18 protein-coding genes are annotated in these 17487 nt (G+C 67.6%); 13 read left to right on the top strand and 5 right to left on the bottom strand.

Features of this window, described 5'->3' with window-relative positions:
* Positions 1-188 precede the first annotated feature (188 nt).
* A complete protein-coding gene (gene efp / locus ENSA7_RS26145; RefSeq protein WP_106092073.1) occupies positions 189-749 on the bottom strand; it encodes an elongation factor P in 561 nt (186 codons plus the stop codon).
* A gap of 195 nt (positions 750-944) precedes the next feature.
* On the opposite strand from efp, the gene ENSA7_RS26140 reads away from it, so the two are divergent.
* The 7 genes from ENSA7_RS26140 to ENSA7_RS26110 all read left to right on the top strand — a co-directional run bounded on the left by ENSA7_RS26140 (position 945) and on the right by ENSA7_RS26110 (position 5633).
* Positions 945-1355 carry an RrF2 family transcriptional regulator gene (locus ENSA7_RS26140; protein WP_106092072.1) on the top strand — a complete coding sequence of 137 codons (411 nt, stop codon included), beginning with the start codon at positions 945-947 and terminating at the stop codon, positions 1353-1355.
* Positions 1356-1371: 16 nt separating this feature from the next.
* Positions 1372-2379, top strand: coding sequence for a cysteine synthase A (gene cysK / locus ENSA7_RS26135; RefSeq protein WP_106092071.1), 1008 nt, complete (start codon positions 1372-1374; stop codon positions 2377-2379).
* A 67-nt stretch (positions 2380-2446) separates the two neighbouring features.
* Entirely contained in the window at positions 2447-3235 is a 789-nt protein-coding gene (locus ENSA7_RS26130) for a HesA/MoeB/ThiF family protein (RefSeq protein WP_181234117.1), read from the top strand.
* Positions 3236-3248: 13 nt separating this feature from the next.
* A complete protein-coding gene (locus tag ENSA7_RS26125) occupies positions 3249-3527 on the top strand; it encodes a MoaD/ThiS family protein (RefSeq protein WP_106092069.1) in 279 nt (92 codons plus the stop codon).
* Between the two features lie 18 nt (positions 3528-3545).
* A complete protein-coding gene (locus ENSA7_RS26120; protein ID WP_106092068.1) occupies positions 3546-4571 on the top strand; it encodes a PLP-dependent cysteine synthase family protein in 1026 nt (341 codons plus the stop codon).
* Positions 4561-5031 (top strand): M67 family metallopeptidase, encoded by a 471-nt coding sequence (locus ENSA7_RS26115; protein WP_106092067.1) that lies wholly within the window; start codon positions 4561-4563, stop codon positions 5029-5031. Before ENSA7_RS26120 ends, ENSA7_RS26115 begins: the two co-directional genes overlap by 11 nt.
* Positions 5032-5054: 23 nt before the next feature.
* Entirely contained in the window at positions 5055-5633 is a 579-nt protein-coding gene (locus ENSA7_RS26110) for a YcbK family protein (RefSeq protein ID WP_106092066.1), read from the top strand.
* Between the two features lie 178 nt (positions 5634-5811).
* Here ENSA7_RS26110 and ENSA7_RS26105 read toward each other — a convergent pair whose 3' ends face one another.
* The gene (locus ENSA7_RS26105) at positions 5812-6294 is read right to left on the bottom strand and encodes an NUDIX domain-containing protein (protein ID WP_181234116.1); all 483 of its coding nucleotides are present in this window, start codon (positions 6292-6294) and stop codon (positions 5812-5814) included.
* Between the two features lie 61 nt (positions 6295-6355).
* On the opposite strand from ENSA7_RS26105, the gene ENSA7_RS26100 reads away from it, so the two are divergent.
* From ENSA7_RS26100 to ENSA7_RS26075, 6 genes are all read left to right on the top strand, one after another.
* A complete protein-coding gene (locus tag ENSA7_RS26100) occupies positions 6356-6868 on the top strand; it encodes a DUF507 family protein (RefSeq protein ID WP_106092065.1) in 513 nt (170 codons plus the stop codon).
* Positions 6868-7743: a hypothetical protein gene (locus ENSA7_RS26095; protein ID WP_106092064.1), complete on the top strand. Its 876-nt coding sequence runs from the start codon at positions 6868-6870 to the stop codon at positions 7741-7743. Before ENSA7_RS26100 ends, ENSA7_RS26095 begins: the two co-directional genes overlap by 1 nt.
* A 114-nt stretch (positions 7744-7857) precedes the next feature.
* Complete coding sequence (locus ENSA7_RS26090) at positions 7858-9561, top strand: acetate--CoA ligase family protein (protein WP_181234115.1); 1704 nt, start codon at positions 7858-7860, stop codon at positions 9559-9561.
* 367 nt (positions 9562-9928) lie between these two features.
* Positions 9929-11125: a tryptophan dimethylallyltransferase family protein gene (locus tag ENSA7_RS26085; RefSeq protein ID WP_106092062.1), complete on the top strand. Its 1197-nt coding sequence runs from the start codon at positions 9929-9931 to the stop codon at positions 11123-11125.
* Positions 11126-11217: 92 nt separating this feature from the next.
* Entirely contained in the window at positions 11218-11682 is a 465-nt protein-coding gene (locus ENSA7_RS26080; RefSeq protein ID WP_181234113.1) for a hypothetical protein, read from the top strand.
* A 27-nt stretch (positions 11683-11709) separates the two neighbouring features.
* Positions 11710-12387, top strand: coding sequence for a heme oxygenase-like domain-containing protein (locus ENSA7_RS26075; protein ID WP_106092060.1), 678 nt, complete (start codon positions 11710-11712; stop codon positions 12385-12387).
* Between the two features lie 4 nt (positions 12388-12391).
* Here ENSA7_RS26075 and ENSA7_RS26070 read toward each other — a convergent pair whose 3' ends face one another.
* From ENSA7_RS26070 to ENSA7_RS26060, 3 genes are all read right to left on the bottom strand, one after another.
* Positions 12392-13699 (bottom strand): FAD-binding protein, encoded by a 1308-nt coding sequence (locus ENSA7_RS26070; protein ID WP_106092059.1) that lies wholly within the window; start codon positions 13697-13699, stop codon positions 12392-12394.
* Positions 13700-13754: 55 nt separating this feature from the next.
* On the bottom strand, positions 13755-16082 hold the full coding sequence (locus ENSA7_RS26065; protein WP_106092058.1) for a 2OG-Fe(II) oxygenase: 2328 nt from the start codon (positions 16080-16082) through the stop codon (positions 13755-13757).
* Between the two features lie 96 nt (positions 16083-16178).
* A complete protein-coding gene (locus ENSA7_RS26060) occupies positions 16179-17465 on the bottom strand; it encodes a CCA tRNA nucleotidyltransferase (RefSeq protein WP_106092057.1) in 1287 nt (428 codons plus the stop codon).
* Positions 17466-17487: the final 22 nt, after the last annotated feature.

The raw sequence follows: 17487 nt of genomic DNA, 5'->3' as shown, positions 1-17487 counted from the left end.
GGAGCGAGCGAAGCGAGTGACCGCGCAGTGCGAAACCGCCTGTGGGGGTCATATCAAGCCCCCTTCCAGGGGGCCACACATGCGGTCGCAAACAGCCAGCCCGATGGGAGCGAGCGAAGCGAGTGACCGCGCAGTGCGAAACCGCCTGTGGGGGTCATGAAACCGCCTGTGGGGGTCATTGAAACGCACTACTCGTTGACGCGCTCGACGTAGGCGCCGGTCCGCGTGTCGATCTTGAGCTTGTCCCCGACCTTGATGAACAGGGGCACCTGAACCTCGTAGCCGGTCTGCAAGGTCGCGCCCTTGGTCGCGCCGGTCGCAGTGTCACCCTTGACGCCAGGCTCGCACTCGGCGACCTCCATGGTCACGTGGCTCGGCAGCGTGAGCCCGACCGGCCGACCGTTGTAAAACAGGATGTCGACGGCGAGGTTGTCCATCAAGAACTTGGCCTCGTCCCCGGCGAGATCGGCCTGCAGCTCGACCTGCTCGTAGGTCGCGCTGTCCATGAAGGTGTACGCCTCGCCCGTGGAGAACAAGAACTCGAACTTGCGCGACTCGACGTCGGCGTCGGTGAGCCTCTCACCCGAGCGCCAGGTCCGGTCGATGACCGCGCCTGTGATCATGTTCTTGATCTTGCACTTGTAGAGGCCCTGCCCCTTGCCGGGCTTGACGAACTGAAAGTCCGTCACCACCCAGGGCTGACCATCTATCTCCAGCTTGGAGTTCTTTTTGAGATCAGAGACGTCCATCGGCGCTGGCTCCCTAACGCTGACGGCCGAAACAATCAAGCAGCCGCCGTCGCCGCGCCTGCGCCGATCCCAGGCTGTGGGCTCCGGATTACACGGTAACATATCGTAGTAAATGTTCGTGTGGGCCCGAGGGCTGGCGCGAACCGGCTTCGTGTGGCAGGCTCGCCGGAGATTTCCAGCGAGGGTTCCCGGTAAATGCGACTGTCGACCAAAGTCCGATACGGCCTGCGAGCGCTGACCCATGTGGCCTACAGAGGCTACGCCAGCGCCCACGTGATCGCGGAGCAACAAGCCATTCCCTCGCGCTACCTCGAAGAGATCATCGGCGAGCTCCGAAAAGCCGGGTTAGTTGTGGGAAAAAGGGGCCCCCGCGGCGGCTACCGGCTCGCCAAACCCGCGGCGGAGATCGCCGTCGCCGAGGTCATCAGCGTGCTGAGCACGGCATCCACCAACGACACAGGCCACCCCCAAGACGAGATCACCCGCCTGGTCGAGGACTCGGTCGACCAGCGGTTCGAGTCGGCGGTGGGTGAGCTCAACCTCGAGCAGCTGATCGGCGAGGCGCGCGAGCGCTATCGCCGACAAGCAGCCGACTACGTGATCTGATTCGATCGGGACCATCATGCAGCGACCCACACTGGTCGAGAACATCCTGGGCCTGATCGGCAACACGCCGCTGGTCCGCATCAACCGTCTGACCGAGCACCCTGATCATGGCGAGGGTCATGGCAAGGGTCATGGCGAGGGTCATGGCGAGCCCGATCGCGCCGCCACCGTGTGGGGCAAGTGCGAGATGATGAACCCCGGCGGCTCGGTCAAAGATCGGATCGCGCTCGCCATGATCGAGGCGGCCGAGCGCGACGGGCTGATCTACCCGGGCAAGAGCACGCTGGTCGAGCCGACCTCGGGCAACACCGGGATCGGGCTCGCGCTGGTCAGCGCGGTCAAGGGCTACCGGTTGATCCTGACCATGCCCGAGAGCATGAGCCTCGAGCGCCGCAACTTGCTCAAGGCCTACGGCGCCGAGATCGTGCTGACGCCCGAAGATCGCACGATGGAGGGCGCGGTCTCGCTGGCCCAGGAGCTGTGCAGCGCGCCCGACCACGTGATGCTGCAGCAGTTTCAAAACCCGGCGAATCCGCTGATCCACAAGCTCACCACCGGGCCCGAGATCATCGAGCAAATGGACGGGTTGAGCATCGACGGCTTCGTCGCAGGCGTAGGCACCGGCGGGACGGTGACCGGAGTCGGCCTGGCCCTGCGCGCCCACAACCCCCACGTGCAGATCGTCGCCGTCGAGCCCGACAACAGCGCGGTGCTGTCGGGCGATGACCCCGGGCCGCACAAGATCCAGGGGATCGGCGCTGGCTTCGTCCCCGACGTGCTCGACACCACGATCTACAATCGGGTCGCGCGGGTCCGTGATGACGACGCCTACCGCATGCGCCAGCGCCTGGCCCACGAAGAGGGGCTGCTGGTCGGGATCTCGGCGGGCGCGGCCATGGTCGCCGCCCTCGAGCTCGCGCGCGAGCTCGGCCCCGGCAAGAACGTCGTCACCGTGCTGTGCGACACCGGCGAGCGCTACTTCAGCCTCGACGCCTTCTTCACGCCCGAGGGGGATCGGCGCTGACATGTTCGCGCCGCCGCCACGACCGCGAGCGAGCGCTGCTCGTCGGTCACGGCCCGTGGCGCCAGCCGTGAAGTCGCACGCCGTCATGATCTCGCCCATGCAGTTTCTGGTGATCGGCGCGGGTGGGCTGGGCTGCCCCGCTCTGCTGGGCCTGCAGGCGGGCGGCGCTCGACGCATCACGATCGTCGACGACGATCACGTGGATCTCAGCAACCTCGCCCGCCAGGTGCTGTTCAGCGGCGCGGACGTGGGGGTGAGCAAGGTCGACGCCGCGCGCCAGGCCCTGCTCGGGCGCTGCCGCGACAGCCCCCCGCCAGCCGAGATCACGCCGCTGCGCCGACGTTTGCGGGCGGACGACCTCGACGGCTTGCTCGCCGAGCTCACCGCCGGCTCACCGCGCTCGTGGGTGGTGCTCGAGTGCAGCGACTCCCCTGCCCTCAAGTTCGCCGTGCACGACGCGTGCGTGCGCGCGGGCCTGCGCGTGGTCGTTGGTGGTGTGGTCGGCTGGCACGGGCAAGCCATGGCGGTCGATCCAGGCCAGCGCGAGGCCGCGTGCTACCGCTGCCTGTTCGAGGCGCCGCCGCCACCCGAGCTCGCGCCCGCCTGCGCGACCGTCGGGGTCGCCGGCCCGGTCGCCGGGGCGGTCGGTCACGCGATGGCGGGTCTGGCGATCGGCCTCGCCGGTCCCCACGCGCTCGACCGGTCCCCCGCCGGGGTCTGCCTCCACTTTGATCTGCTCCGCGGGGGCGTGCGGCGACTCGCGCCCACCCCCCGACCCAGCTGCGTAACTTGTTCGACCGCGATCGAACTACACGGCGGCGCTCCGTCGCCAGACCACTCGCCCCAAGACCGCTAGGAACACACCCACCATGGCAACCGTTCGGATCCCCACCCCGCTGCGCAAGTACACCGAAGGCAAAGGTGAAGTCACCGTCTCCGGCGCCAACATCCGCGAGCTGCTCGACAACCTCGAGGGCAGCCACGCTGGGATTGGCGAGCGGATCCGCGACGACACCGGGGCCGTGCGCCGGTTCGTCAACATCTTCGTCGCCGGCGAAGACATTCGCTTCCAGGACGGGCTCGACACCCCGATCGCGGACAGCGACGAGGTCTCGATCATCCCGGCGATCGCGGGCGGGCTCGGCTGAGATGCGCCGGAGCCCGACATGAGCGCCCGACACGTGCGAGACCAGCTCCGCGACACGGGCGGGGTCAGTGGCGCCGAGCAGCTCGCCGCCCAGCGCCTGGTCCGACCGCTGCGCGTCGATCGGATCACCGATCTGATCGGCCGCACGCCGCTGGTCCGACTCCACGGGATCGAGGCCGACTGCCCCGGCGTCGAGCTGTGGGCCAAGTGCGAGTTCACCAACCCGGCGGGCTCGGTCAAAGATCGGCCCGCGCTGCGGATCATCGAGGACGCGCTCGCCCGCGGCGATTTGGCCGGCAAGCGGCTGATCGACAGCACCAGCGGCAACACCGGGATCGCCTATTCGATGGTCGGCGCCGCGCTCGGGATCCCGATCACCCTGGTCATGCCCAGCAACGTCTCGGCCCCGCGCAAGCAGGTCAGCGGCGTGTACGGAGCCGAGATCATCTACTCGGACCCCATGGAGGGCAGCGACGGGGCGATCATGCTCGCGCGCGAGCTAATGACCGCGCACCCGGATCGCTACTACTACCCCAACCAGTACGCCAACCCGAGCAACCCCCTGGCCCACTATCACGGGACCGCGCCCGAGATCTGGCAGCAGACCCAGGGCCGGGTGACCCACTTCGTGACCGGGATCGGGACCAGCGGCACGATCGTCGGGACCTCGCGGCGGCTCCACGAGCTCGGTCGCGCGTGTGGTCGCGACGTGACGTGCGTGGCGATGCAGCCCGAGGACGGGATGCACGGGCTCGAGGGCCTCAAGCACCTGCCGAGCAGCCTGGTGCCCGAGATCTACGACGAGTCAGCGCTCGACGCGACGATCTGGATGCCGACCGAAGAAGGCTGGGACATGGCCGAGCGGCTGGCCGAGCGCGAGGGCCTGTTCGTCGGGCACTCGAGCGGAGCCAACGTCGCGGCCGCGCTGCGTGTCGGTCGTGAGCTGAGCCAGGCCGACACGCCCGGGGTCGTCGTCACCGTGCTGTGTGATCGCGGCGACCGCTACTTCGCGCCGCTCGAGTGGGAGAAGCACTATGTCTGGTGACGCGGCGGTACCCCAGCTGCCTGCGGCGGTCCTCCACGCGATCTATCGCCACGCCCGCGCCGTGTTCCCCAGCGAGTGCTGTGGCTTCGTGATCGGCAGCGGCGAGGGTGCCCAGCTGATCGAGTGCGAGAACATGCAAGACCGCTACCACGCGGTCGATCCGGAGACCTACCCGCGGACCGCCGCGACCGCCTACACCTTCGGGGGCAAGCACCTCCAGATGCTCGCGGACAGCCTGGACTCGGACGCGCCCGCGACGATCGTCTACCACTCACACCCGCGCGTGGGCGCGTACTTCTCGGCGGAAGACGCCCGCGCGGCGCTCGGCGCCGGGTGGCCCGTGGACTACCTGGTGGTCGACTGTCAGGACCATGAAATCCGCGAGGCGCTGCTGTTTCGCAAGCACCCGACCGACGAGGCCTTCGTGGAGATCGCCCGCTTTGACGGGGCGAAGATCTGAGCCGGCTGGAGTAGCATCCACCCGTGCTCACCCTCGCGCTCGCGGCCGTGCTCGCCCAGGCCCCCCAGGCCCAGGTGAGCTCCAAGAAGGAGGCCTACCTCGCCGACAAGCAGGCGGCGCGGACCGGTCGGCCCGCCCGGGCCGGGCAGCGGGCCGATCAGCCCGTGTGGGCCAACAACCTGCGCACCCACGAGATCCGGGCGCTGACCGGTCCAGCCGGGGTCGCCGACGGTCCGGCCGGCCAGGCCGATCGCAGCGGGTTCTTCCGGTGCTGGTTCACCCACGGCCAGGGCCCGATCCCCGCCGCGCTCGTCGCCAGGATCAACGCCGCCGCCGCCCACTTCGACGTCCGCGAGGTCAGGATCATCTCGGGCTACCGCGCGCCCAAGTACAACCTGCTGCTGGCGAAGAAGGGCCACGAGGTCGCCAACAACAGCCAGCACACCGACGCCAACGCGATCGACTTCTTCTTGCCCGGCGTCGAGACCCGCGCGCTCTACGACTGGCTGCTCGCCGTCCACCCTGGCGGGGTCGGCTTCTACCCGGTCAGCGAGTTCGTGCACATCGACCTCGGCCGCAAGCGGACCTGGCGAGGCACCTAGGAAGTACATGACCCCCACACAGACCGGTGCACTTCGCCGACTGCAGCCGCTGGCGCGTCTGGTCGCTTCGCTCCTCGGGGCTGTTTGTTCGCAGGCGCATGTGTGGCCCCCTCGGAGGGGGCTCTGAACACATTTCCTGTGTCCATGGGTCGCACGACGTGCGGAAAAATCTAGGAGCCTACCCGCGCTGGAGCGCGGCCAGGAACGGTCGGTCCGCGGCCAAGAACTGGTCGAGCGGCAGCTCGGCGAGCTCGAAGGCCAGCACCTCGACGCCCGGCTCCGGCTCGATCTGCTCGCGCCACGATGCCGACCACCTGCGCGCGTCGACGTCCAACACGATCAAGATCACCTCGGGGCCCGGCGGCGGATACACGTGATGCAGGACATCCGCGACCGCCCCGATCTCGAGCTCGCGCGCTCGCGGGCCCCACTCTTCGACGAGCTCCCGCGCGAGTGCGGCCCGCGGCCCCTCGCCTGGCTCGAGCTTGCCGCCCGGCAGCTCGAGGGCTCCAGCCCCGTGCCTGGCGGTCGCTGGCCGACGCTGGACCAACAGCCGTGAACCCTGCCACACCAGCCCCGCAGCCACGACCAGGCGCTGCTGGGCCGGGCCTGCGGTCGCGGCGTGCCTGGTCACCCGATCGGCCAGCGTAGATCCCGTCACGGGCCGATGTTGCCCGAGCCTGGACGCGGTGCAACCCAGCGCCTATCCTCGGCTTTGACTCATGCGTCTGTACGCCAGCAAAATCCCGGCGATCCTCGACTCGATCCTGCAAGCGCTCGTGGAGCCGGGTGACATCGAGACGAGCAACCGCGAGGAATTTCAGAACGACGTCGAGTCGATCCTGAAGGAGTACCTGCGACTCAACCGCGAGATCTCGGAGCGGTCCAAGGACATCCTCGAGCAGCGCGGCCTCCCCTACTCGGAGCTCTATCGGATCCGGCGGCAGCAAGCGGAGCTGCTCGACTTCGGGATCGGTGACGACTCGATCACCTGGATCGCCAACCAGATGGTCGAGCTGTTCATGCGCTCGCAGTTCGTCGACGAGATCTACGTCGACGACGCGACGCTGCGACGCAAGATCAAAGACATCCTCCGCCGGCACATGCAGCACGACGAGGACCTCGACCGCGAGGTTCGGCGCCATCTCAAGCACCTGCAAGACGGCACCGACAGCTTCGAGATCGAGTATCAAAAGCAGCTCGATCTGGTGAAACGCAAGCATGGTCTGAGCTGATGGCCCACGTCGTCGTCTATCTTCAACGAACAACCCGCGGGCCGCACCCTGGCAGCCTGGTTGCCCTGTGTCTCGCGCGCGACGTCGCCAACGCCCGCGGCGCCTCGGTCTTGACCTTGTGCCTGGGCGACGCGGGTGGGTTCGACGACCGCCTGATCGTGGAGGCCAGCCGCTGCGGCGCCGATCAGATCGTGTTTCTCGGGCCAGAGGGCATCCAGAAGCTGTTTCGGAGGCTGTCCCCTCGCCACGTGTTCGCGCCCTACACCCGCGAGGCTGGATCGGTGCTGGCCCAGGCCGGGATCGGGCCCATGGTCGGCCGCTGGATCGGCGGCCCGGCCGACAATCCCAACAAGCTCGAGCCCGTGATCGGTACGATCGCGGGCACCTTGCCGTGGCACCAGGCGCCGCTCCACATCGAGCCCGAGTACGAGGCCGACGTGACCCAGGTCGAGCTCGAAGATTGGCTGGTCACCGCCGCCGAGCAGGCCGCCGATCTGTCGACGACGGCCGAGCAACCGCCACTAATTTATCTGCACGCGCATGGCGGGCCGGACGCCGATGGCGGGTCGGAGACCACCCTCGACGCCGAGACCAAGGCGGCGCTCGACAGCATCGGCGCGCACCCGGTCTCGGCCGACGAGTACGCCACGTACCAGGAGGGCACGCTGGTGTGGCTGGACGCATCCGGTGAGGGGCTGCCGCTGACCCTGGTCGAGCGCAGCCCGGGCCTGCGCGTGATCCTGTTGATCGGCGAGCGCGAGATCAGCGGGCCGCTCGATCCCAGCTGGGGCCTGGCCGACTTCGTGTTGCCGGGCAAGTGGAGCGAGGTGATCGGGCGGTTCGGCGACACGCCGTGGAAGAGCACCTTTGTCTGACGAGCCGGGTCTGAAGCTAGAACTGAAGCTGGGACAGGGGCGCCGGCTCATGCGGCCGCATTCATGACGGGCAGGCAGCAACGCAACCGCCGAACGGACGGCCCGCTTGCTGCCTTGCTCGGGCCCGTCGACGCGGCTCAACAGTCGGTGCTGGTCGCCCGCTCGGTGGCCGAAGATCCGAGCGTGTGGACGAGCGGACCGGACCACGCCCGCGGCCGGGTCGTCGATGATGCCCAGCTCGGGCGGGTGGTCCGCGAGCTCGGCGATCGAGTCGAGCTGGTCGCCACGCGCGACGTGGATCCCAGCTTGCTGCGGGCGCTCACCGATCGGCTCCCGGCGCTGTTGGTCGTGACCGGTGAGCCGGAGCCCTCGCTGCTCGCCGAGCTGCGTCAGCTGTCGCTGCGTCAGCGCACCACGATCCTCGGGCCCGCGGCCGCGCTGTGGGTCGGGGCGCGCGAGCTCGAGGACGGCCAGGCCGCGCCGCTCGCCTGCGCCGCCCACCGCGACGAGCTCGCGCCGCTGTGTCACGCGATCGGACCCACGCGCCTGGCGATCGCGCCCACGCCCAGCTGGCTGCCGCGCTGGCTCGCCGGGCCGATCTTGCTCGCGCACGACGTCGTCGGCTACGTCCCCGCTGCCGCGCTGGAGCTCGGGTGGCTCGACTGGATCGACTGGATCTCGAGCCTCGGCCCTCGCGAGCTGCGCCAGCTGCTGGTCCCGCTCGGGGTCCCGCGCGTCGAGCTCGAGCCCCACGCGCCGATGCTCGAGGCCGCGACAGTGGCCCACACCCTCGAGCGGCTCTCGGGCCCGACCTACCCGGCGCCGCAGGTGCTGGCGCTGCTGCGCGAGGGCGTTCGACGCCAGCTCGAGCCCCACGCCGAGGCCCTCGCTGACGTCGGACACGACGTCGAGGCCGCCCGCGCGCTGTGGGATCAAGCTCGGCGGGCGCTCCCCCGGGTCGGCGAGCTCGTCGGCATGCAGGCGCCCGATCCCGCGCTGTCGCTGCGGGTCCCGACCGCGGCGTTCTTGGCTCAGCGCGGGCTGCTGCGGTTTCGCGCCAGCGAGGCGCTGCTGGCCAGCGCGTTCGAGGCCCCCGAGCTGCCCGAGCCCGAGCTGCTCGAGCGCGCCGACGCGGTGCTCGAGGGCGCGAGCGAGGTCCTCTCGGATCAAGAGAGCAAGGTGGTCTTGCGCGGCCACGGCATCGAGGTCACCCGCCAGGCGTTCGCCAACTCGGCCAGCGGCGCGGCCAGCTTCGCCGACAAGATTGGCTACCCCGTCGTGCTCAAGGCCCTCAGCCCCGAGCTTCGACGCAAGCGCGAGCTCGGGGCGGTCGAGCTCGACGTCGCCAACGCGGCCGCGGTCAAGCGCGCCTACGCGAACATCGTCAACAACGTGGAAGAGCGGGCCCCCACCGTGCAGCTCGACGGGGTCGTGGTCGCCGAGATGATCGAGCCCGGCCTCGACCTGCACTGCGGCGCGCTGCGGCTGCACAGCGGCTCGGGCGTGGTGTTCGTGCGGGCGCTGCTCGACGTCCCGGCCGAGCCAGTGTTGGCCGCTTCACCGCTGTCGAACGCCGACGCGCTGCTGCTCGCCGAGGCCGCCTTGTCTGCCGTGCCGCTCCCCGCCCGACGCCGCGCGAGTGACCCCGACGTCAACGTGCTCGCCGGGTTGCTGCTGCGGATCGACGGGTTGTTTCGGCACACGGGGGAGCGGTTGTTGTCGGTTGATCTGAGCCCGGTTCGGCTCGTGGACTCGGATCGGCAGTACGTCACCCTCGACGCGCGCATTGTCCAGCGGCCCCACCTCGAAGGTGCCTAGGGCATGTGTGGCCTTCGATGGAGTGGGCTGCTTATCAAACGAAATTTAAAGTAATGAGAATAACGTTCTAAGGGAAAGACCACGGAGTAGCACCGGACCGGTGGCTTCATGCCGAGCCACGTTGCCGCCAAGGATGAGCGAAATCGACCTCCACGGTACCTGGGGGCCGCCTGCTTCGATCCTGGAGCGCAGATGCAGATGGTTTTGCCACCGATTGCGATTGGTGCTTTATGCCCCAAATACGCCGTATGTCGATCTAAAGACCCATATTCATGAAAAAAATCCAGTCATACTATAAAAATTCTGTTGCATTTCGCCCCAGGCACGCAGAAACTTCCGGTGTCACTGGAATTTCGAGGTGCCGGCCATGCTTAGTCTCCACTCATCCATCGTCTCCGATACCGCGCAAAACCTTCAATTCAAACGCGAGGTGTCGCGTCCGAGGCGGGATCCCAACCAGACCTATGTCCAGTTGGCGGCAGCAACCCTTCGCGCGTTGTGCGACAATTTGGGATTCGTCGCGGATGAGCGCGACCGCGCGATTGAGCTGGCCACCGAGTTGTTGTCTCCCTGGGGCCACCAACGGATCGGCCGCCGGCCCGTGGGCGAGTCCGACATCACGGACGAGCACTTCCCGATCGAGTTCTCGCTCGCAGTCGAGCACGGCAAACCAGAGATCCGGATGTTGTTCGAGGCTCAGGCGGACGTGTTCGAGCAGAGCGCCCTGTGGGCGGCCGGGTGGGAGTTGAGCGAGCGGATTGCCAGCGAGCATGACGGGGTCTGCCTCGAGCGCCTGCGCTCGATCGCCGATCTGTTCGAGCCGAGCAGCGCGACGTGCCGCTACGCGATGTGGCACTGCGTGAGCTTCACGCCGGGCGCCAAGTCGAAGTTCAAGGTCTACCTCAACCCGCTGGCGCAGGGTCGTGAGCGGGCGCCAGTCGTCATCCACGACGCACTGCGACGACTGGGATTTGCGACCGCCGTGACGGACATGCTCGACGGCACGGATGAGCGATGCGAGTTCCGCTTCTTCTCCCTCGACCTCGCCCGGACCGAGGATGCGCGGGTCAAGGTCTACCGTGTCCATCACAACTCGACTCGATCGCAGATTGAGTCGTGGCTCCGCTGCATCCCTGGCTACCCCGCGGAGATGATCGAGGAATTTTGGGACACGCTCGCGGGGTCGCAACAGCGCTTTACGGGTCTGCCGATCAGCTCGTATCTTTCGCTCGATTCGCGTAGCGAGCGCCCGAGTAGCGGGACCATCCATTTCCCCGTGCGGAGCTACGTTGCGGATGACTTGGAGGTCAACCATCGTCTGCGGTGGTTCTTGAACGAGGACGAGTTCGACATCTACGATCGCGCGCTGTCCGATTTTGCTACCCGGCCGCTCGCTGACGGCTCGGGCTTGCACTCGTACGTGGCGCTGCGCATTCACCCCGGGCCCCGGCACGTGACGATCTACCTGTCGCCCGAGGCCTACGAGGTCGCGCCCCCCAACCGGTCGACGGACCGGGAGATCTCTGGACGGGTCAGCGTCGAGCAGGTGCAGTTGAGCGCGTAGGAGGAACTTCGAGGGCTGCGCGAGTGCGAGCCGACCCGTTTGTGTGTTAGCCTGGCGCCATCCTGAGCGGGCCAGAACCAAACATGGAGATGGTGATCTCGATCCTGCAGCTAGGTGACCTGTATCTCGTGTTGTGGCTTCACACCACGCGGGACCCACCAACGGAAGAGTGGGACCCGGCGCTGCAAAAAATTCGAGACCTCAAGGACCTCGTCGACGGCGACGTGGGGCGCATCCGTTCGTTCGTTTTCTCAGATGGTGGGGCACCCAACGCGGTCCAGCGCAAGGAGCTGTTCACCAACCTCCTCGACAACCGGGTCCGGTCGGCGGTGGTGACCAACGCGTTGACCAACCCGATCAAGCGGGGGGTCGCAACTGCTCTACTGTGGCTCAACCCAAATTTCCGAGCCTTCGGTCCCAACCAAGTGGAGCACGCGATCGAGCACCTCGAGCTGACCGCGCACACCCACAAGATCGTCACGCAGCTCGTCAAGATGCAAGAGACGCTGGGACCCAACACCACGGTCGAGCTGGTGGTCGATCACCTGGCGAGGTAGGCGCGCATGCAACCGCAACATCGATCGATGGCTGAAGTCCAGGGCGTCATCCAAAAGCGGACCGACGCGCTGGCAACCATGCCGCTGTTCCGCTCGCTCGCAGCCTCATCGCACCTCGATGATCTGCGTGCGATCGCCCATCACGGCTACTTCTACGTCTTGGGCTTTCAGGACATGCTCCGGCTCACCCACGAGCAAATCCAAGATCCCGAGCTTGGCAGCATCGCGCTGTCCATGCGCCAGGACGATCTCGGTCACGACGCCTGGTTCTTGGCGGACACCGAGACCCTGGGTGTCTCACGCGATGTGGCATGGGTGTTCGGGGACGTCCATCGACCGATTCGAGACATGGTCTACCGGCTGATGTCGGAGCTGCTAGGAGCGAGCGATGACCGGGTCAAGATCGTCTTCCCGCTCGTGCTCGAGGCCGCCGGTTCGATCTTCTTCGCCAGCATGGTCGACCTCGTCAAGCGCGCGGACTATGACCACGCGCTGCGATACTTTGCCAGGTCCCACCAGGCCGCAGAGGAAGCGCATGAGGTGTTCTCGGAGTCGGGGCAGGAAGTGCTCGACCGCGTGAACTTTGACCTGCCCCTCTACGACGAGGCCATTGGTCTGGTCGAACGATGCTTCGATTGCTTCGAACAGTTCGCGGAGCGCCTCGAGCAGCACCGCATCCAGGCGCGCGCCGGTGCCACGTCGTGACGGTCTAAAATAGTCGGCACTGGCCGCCGATTCGCCCGTCTGGATCATACCGCCGCTTCGCCGCGGCCCACGGTTGCCACTGCGCGCCGAAGTGCCGCTCCCAGTCGGTCGTCGACATCTCGACTGCGCTGATCGGGTACAGGGATCCTCCCAGCTTCAGCGCGCGCTCGTAGATGGTCCGATTTGCCACGAGCAGCTCGTCGACACGCTCGGCGGACGCACCGGGGTTGCAGCGCAACACGTCGAACAAGTAGGCGGGCCCCGAACCAGACGAGATCGGCAGCAGCGGGGTCTGCGAGCTCGTCGCGCAGATCGGATAGATGAGCAGCATCGCCCCATCCACTCCGAGATCGAGAGGGTCGAGCGACGCGACCACCGACCGGCCAAAGCCCCGCAGATGTTGGGCAGGCACGAAGACATCCACCCAGGGGTGCGGCGCCTTCCACAAGCCCGACGCCCGCCAAGATGCGATCACCGGGTCGAGACGGGTGACGTACTCCAGTGTCGGCCAGTCGGCGATCTCCAACCCAGACTCCTGGCTGGCCCAGCCATCGAGCAGCGGCCGATCTCGCGTCGGTGCGAGACCCGAGAAGGGCTCGACGATGTCGATGTGGAAGTGCCACTGCCCGTCGGGGTCCACCGTCCCCACGGCGCTGAGCTGGCCTTGGCGGCCTTCGGCGACCATCCGCTCGAGATCGATGATCCACGCATCGAGGGTCTGATAATGGGCGCGTAGGTGGCGAGCGTGTGTGTGCGCGGCGATCAATTTGAGCTTGGCGGCCACAATGATGCCGACCTGCCCAAGGCCGCCCCGCATCGCGTCAAATAGCTCGACCTCGTGGTTTGCAGCGCAGTGGATGAGCTCGCCGTTGGCGACGAGGACCGACAACTCGATCACCTGATCCGTCTGCGCTCCATGGACGACGCTCCCTGCCCCGATACCGCCGACGGACAAGGTGCCACCGATCGATAGCCCCGCGTAGTCGGTGAGCACTGGCGGGATCATGCCGTGCTCGAGGCTGTGTTGCGTGAGCTCGGCCCAGGTCGCTCCGGCGCCGACCACAGCTACGTCGCCCTCGATCGCGACATGTCGGATCGCCCGCATGTCGACGACGCAGCCATCTTGCACCTGGCTCTGGCCGAACACGCTGTGTCCGCTGCCGCGCGCGACGATCCGCGTGTTCGCTCGTCCGCTGTCACGGATGATCTGCTGCAGCTGCCCGACGCTGTCCGGCCGCACGACACAACCCGCTCGACGATGAATGATGTGGCCGAAATCGTCACTTGGGTCGAACGCCTCGGCTCCGCTCATTGTCCGCACGATAGCATCAGCGGCCGAGTACGAGGGCGCGAGCTCGCTGGGCCACTCAGCCGAGCTTTGCAAGCGCGCGCAGCATCTCCGTCTCTGCCGTGCGACGCTGCTGCTCCAGTGCGAACAGCTCCACCCGCTTGGTCAGCACCAGTTGGTATGGGCTGCCGCGGCGCTCGGTCACGTGACTGACCGGCAAGCTCGCGCGGTCGATGACTTGGTGAATGTGCTGCCGCCGGGCCTTGGCCAGCGGCATGATCGTGCCGACCTCGCTCGCCCCGAGGAACGCGTGCAAGGTCGCACAGTCGGCGCATTCGCAGCTTCGAGGGACGACGATCCGCCAGTCCTCGTCGCCGCGCGCTGGCCTGGCGAGCGCGGCCGAGAGCGAGCGCTTGGCATGAACCAGGAGCCGCTCGGTGCCCCAGCTGCGCCAGCGCTTCGCGTCGATCCGTCGGTGAACATCGAGGACCACGGACGCGAGCTCCAGGCCCGACAGGCTCGAGTCCGCCGACGTCAGCTGAGCCACGATCGCGCCATGAACCTCCCGCGCCCCAGCCAGCGCGCTCGCGCTGAGCAAGTCCACGGACGAGGTGAGGCCCGCGGTCGTTGCGCCCTTGGCGAAAGGCGAGCGCGCCTGGGCTGCCGTCGCCCGAACCTGCTGCGCCTCGTCCCACTGCTTGGCGACGATGAAGGCCGCGAGCCGCGAGCCCAGCTCCGCGTCAGCATCGATCAACGCGGCGAGCCAGGCGTGCGGATAGCTCTCGCGCCACTGGCTCGAGCGTGACCACCCGCGCCCGCGCGAATCGGGATGCCAGCGGCTCAGCAGCGCCTCGCACCAGCTCGGACCGTGGCGCCGGGTCGCGTGCAGCAGCGGTGTGATCACGCCGATGCCCATCTGCACGGGCTTGACCGGCACGAGCAAGGCGTTGGCGAGCTCGGGATCGTCGAGCATCGTCGCGAGGCGAAACACGTCGGCGACCAACGCCTTGCTCGGCTCGGAACCGACGCAGTCAGGCCAGATCGCGATCAGGGAATTTAGCCTCGGATCTGGTTTGGAATTCGGTTTGGAATTTGGCTTGGAATTTGGCTCACCGTCGCGCTGCCCCGCGATCATTTGACGGATCGCCGCGTGAGGATCGAGCCGGGCCTCCACGAGCAGCGCGTTGACCCTTGGCCACATCACGATCGCCGCGCGGTGGTACCAACGATCGAGGGTCTCGCCGTAGTTGCCCATGTAGCCCTCATAGTCGGTCTCGAACGGCTCGTGCGCGTCGTTGCCAGTCGTGAAGCACAGCTCGCGCTCATCGACGGGGAGATCGTCGTAGTTGGCAGGGGCGTCGGACCGAGTTCGCCAGTGACGCAGCGTGACGCTCGAGTCGTACATGTGCTCGAGGGTGTACTCATTATCATCGTCATCGTCATCGTCGTCGTCGTGTTCGTCGTACCTGCGCGACCACATCGATCGAGCGCGCGAGACCGAGGGAGAGCACTGCCAGGCCTCATGCATGTTGGCCAGCGCGAGATGAACGTCGAGGTCGAGCGTCTCCGCGACCGTGGCCAGGCTCGCAGCCCGGACGGCGTCTGCGTGCTTGAGCCGTGACCACCCGAGGTTGCGTGGCGTGTACTCGTGGTCGAGCAGCACGACGAGCTTCTCTCCGCCAGACTCGAAGTGCTCGGCGATCGCTCGCTCGAGCTGTTCGATCGCAGGTCCCTCGGCTCGCGCCAGCGTGGCCCGATCCTCGTCGGACTCGAAGCCGAGTCGGTAGACGAGCGCGAGCCGATGGCCCGACTTGACGGGTCGAATCTCGTGTTGGCAGTCGCTGTAGAAGGCGATCAGCTCGAGCTGCTCGGCGCCTCGCGCTGTCCGGCGAAACTCCACCCGCTGGTCCCCACGCGCGCAGCGGAGCATGCCCCCCGTGAACCTCGAGGGCAGCAACACCACGAGCGTGGCGATCATGTCGTCGTCCTTCTCCGTGTCTTGGTGGGGGACGAAGAACTCTCCCGGCCCGTAGATCGTGAGCTTGTCGAGGCTCGCACGCAGCCGGCCCGTCTCCGGGAGGCCCAGCTGCTCGCGGATGTTGCGGAGGTGCTCGCGCAGGACCGGCGCCCACCGCCGTTTGTCGATCTTGATCCGAGCCTTGCTCAGCTCCCAGCCGCTGCGCACCGTCGGATCGATGATCGTGTGCTCGCCCCAGCCAAATGGGGAGCGGGTCGCGAGGGCGCAGATCCGCGACGTCGTCGCCGGGCTGATCGGAAACTCGATCGGTCCGACCTTGCGCAGGTGCAGCTGCAGATCATCGGCGGACGCGCGCAGGCGGACGGCGAAGCTGCCGGGCGCGTCGAGGGCGAGCAGGGCTTCGGCGATGTCGTAGGTCTCGTCGAGCATCGCTGTACAATTCGCGAGTCTCGCTGGAATTGGCCAGGACGGAGCTCCCGGCACATATGCATGGTCGCAACCAGAAAATATGCGCTACGGTTCGAGCTAGCCGAGCAGCTCGCGGGCTCGCTCGAGCAGCGCGACCTCGTTGTTGCGGCTTGGATCCTCGATCACCGCGTCGAGCAGCTGGGCCAGCAACACGCCAAGCTGAGGTCCAGGGGCGGCGAGGCCGGCGGCGATCAGATCGCCACCCTTGATCGCAAGCTGCTTGGTGGTCAGGGCGGCGCCCGTGATCGCGGCTTCGATCGTGGCGACAGCCTGCGCGTCGAGCTCGAGCAGCGCGGACGCGTCGCTCGCGTAGGCCGGATCGAGCTCGGCGAAGATCCTGCGAATTATCGCAGCACGCCCAGGCTCGGGCAGCTCGACCGCGAGCGCGAGCTCGTCCACGAGCTCACTGGTCAGCCGCACCAGCGAGTTTCGCTCGTCGTTGCTCGGTCGCAGGGCGTCGACGATGGTCTCGACTTGCGTGCGATCGTAGCGAACCGGCCACAGCAGCCGGGCCAACCGCAGGATCGGCCGCGCGGGCAGCCGATCGCAGGCCTCGATCGCCTGGTCCCGGGCAAGCGGCTCGAGCGGGGCGAGCACGCGATCCCACAGGCCGGTGCTGGCCATGGGGTGCAGGCCCAGCGAAGGTCGGACCGACGTGAGCAGCTTGACGAGCTCGACGCGGACCCGCTCGCGGCTGACCTTGTCGAACACCTCGAGCGCGCCCGCGATCGCGGCCTCGGTCTCCGGCGCCAAACGAAACCTCATCGTGGCGGCGAACCGGACGGCTCGCATGGCCCGCAGGCCGTCTTCGGCGAACCGGGCGGCCGGGTCGCCGACGGCTCGGATCAAGCCCGCGCGCAGATCCTCGAGCCCACCGAACGCGTCGGTCAAGACGGCCGCGAGCGGGTCCCAGGCGAACGCGTTGATCGTGAGGTCGCGACGGGCGAGGTCGTCCTCGAGGGCGCGCAGGAACACGACCTCGCTCGGGCGTCGACCGTCGTGATACACGCCCTCGCCCCGAAACGTGGTCAGCTCGACGGCGTGGCGCTGCTCGCCGGAGCCCGACAACACCGTGACCGTGCCGTGCTCGATCCCGGTTGGGATCGTGCGCGGGAACAGCTCGATGACCTCTTGGGGCGTGGCGTCGCTGGCCACGTCCCAGTCGCCCCCGTCGGCGCCGAGCAGCGCGTCCCGGACCGCGCCGCCGACCACCACGCCATGGAAGCCGGCGCGGGCGAGGGTCTCGAGCACGGCCATGATCGCCGACGGGATCACGACGCCGCGCATGCGTTCGCGCGCTTCGTCGCAATCCCGCGGGGCTGTCTGACGCTCGCGCTCGGTCATGGCCCGCGATGGTAGTCGCTGG

Origin of the sequence: Enhygromyxa salina (assembly GCF_002994635.1) — a bacterium.
Classification (GTDB): Bacteria; Myxococcota_A; Polyangia; order Nannocystales; family Nannocystaceae; genus Plesiocystis; species Plesiocystis salina_B.
The sequence above is the reverse complement of the archived record's forward strand: the minus strand, read 5'-3'. Positions and strand labels throughout refer to the sequence as shown.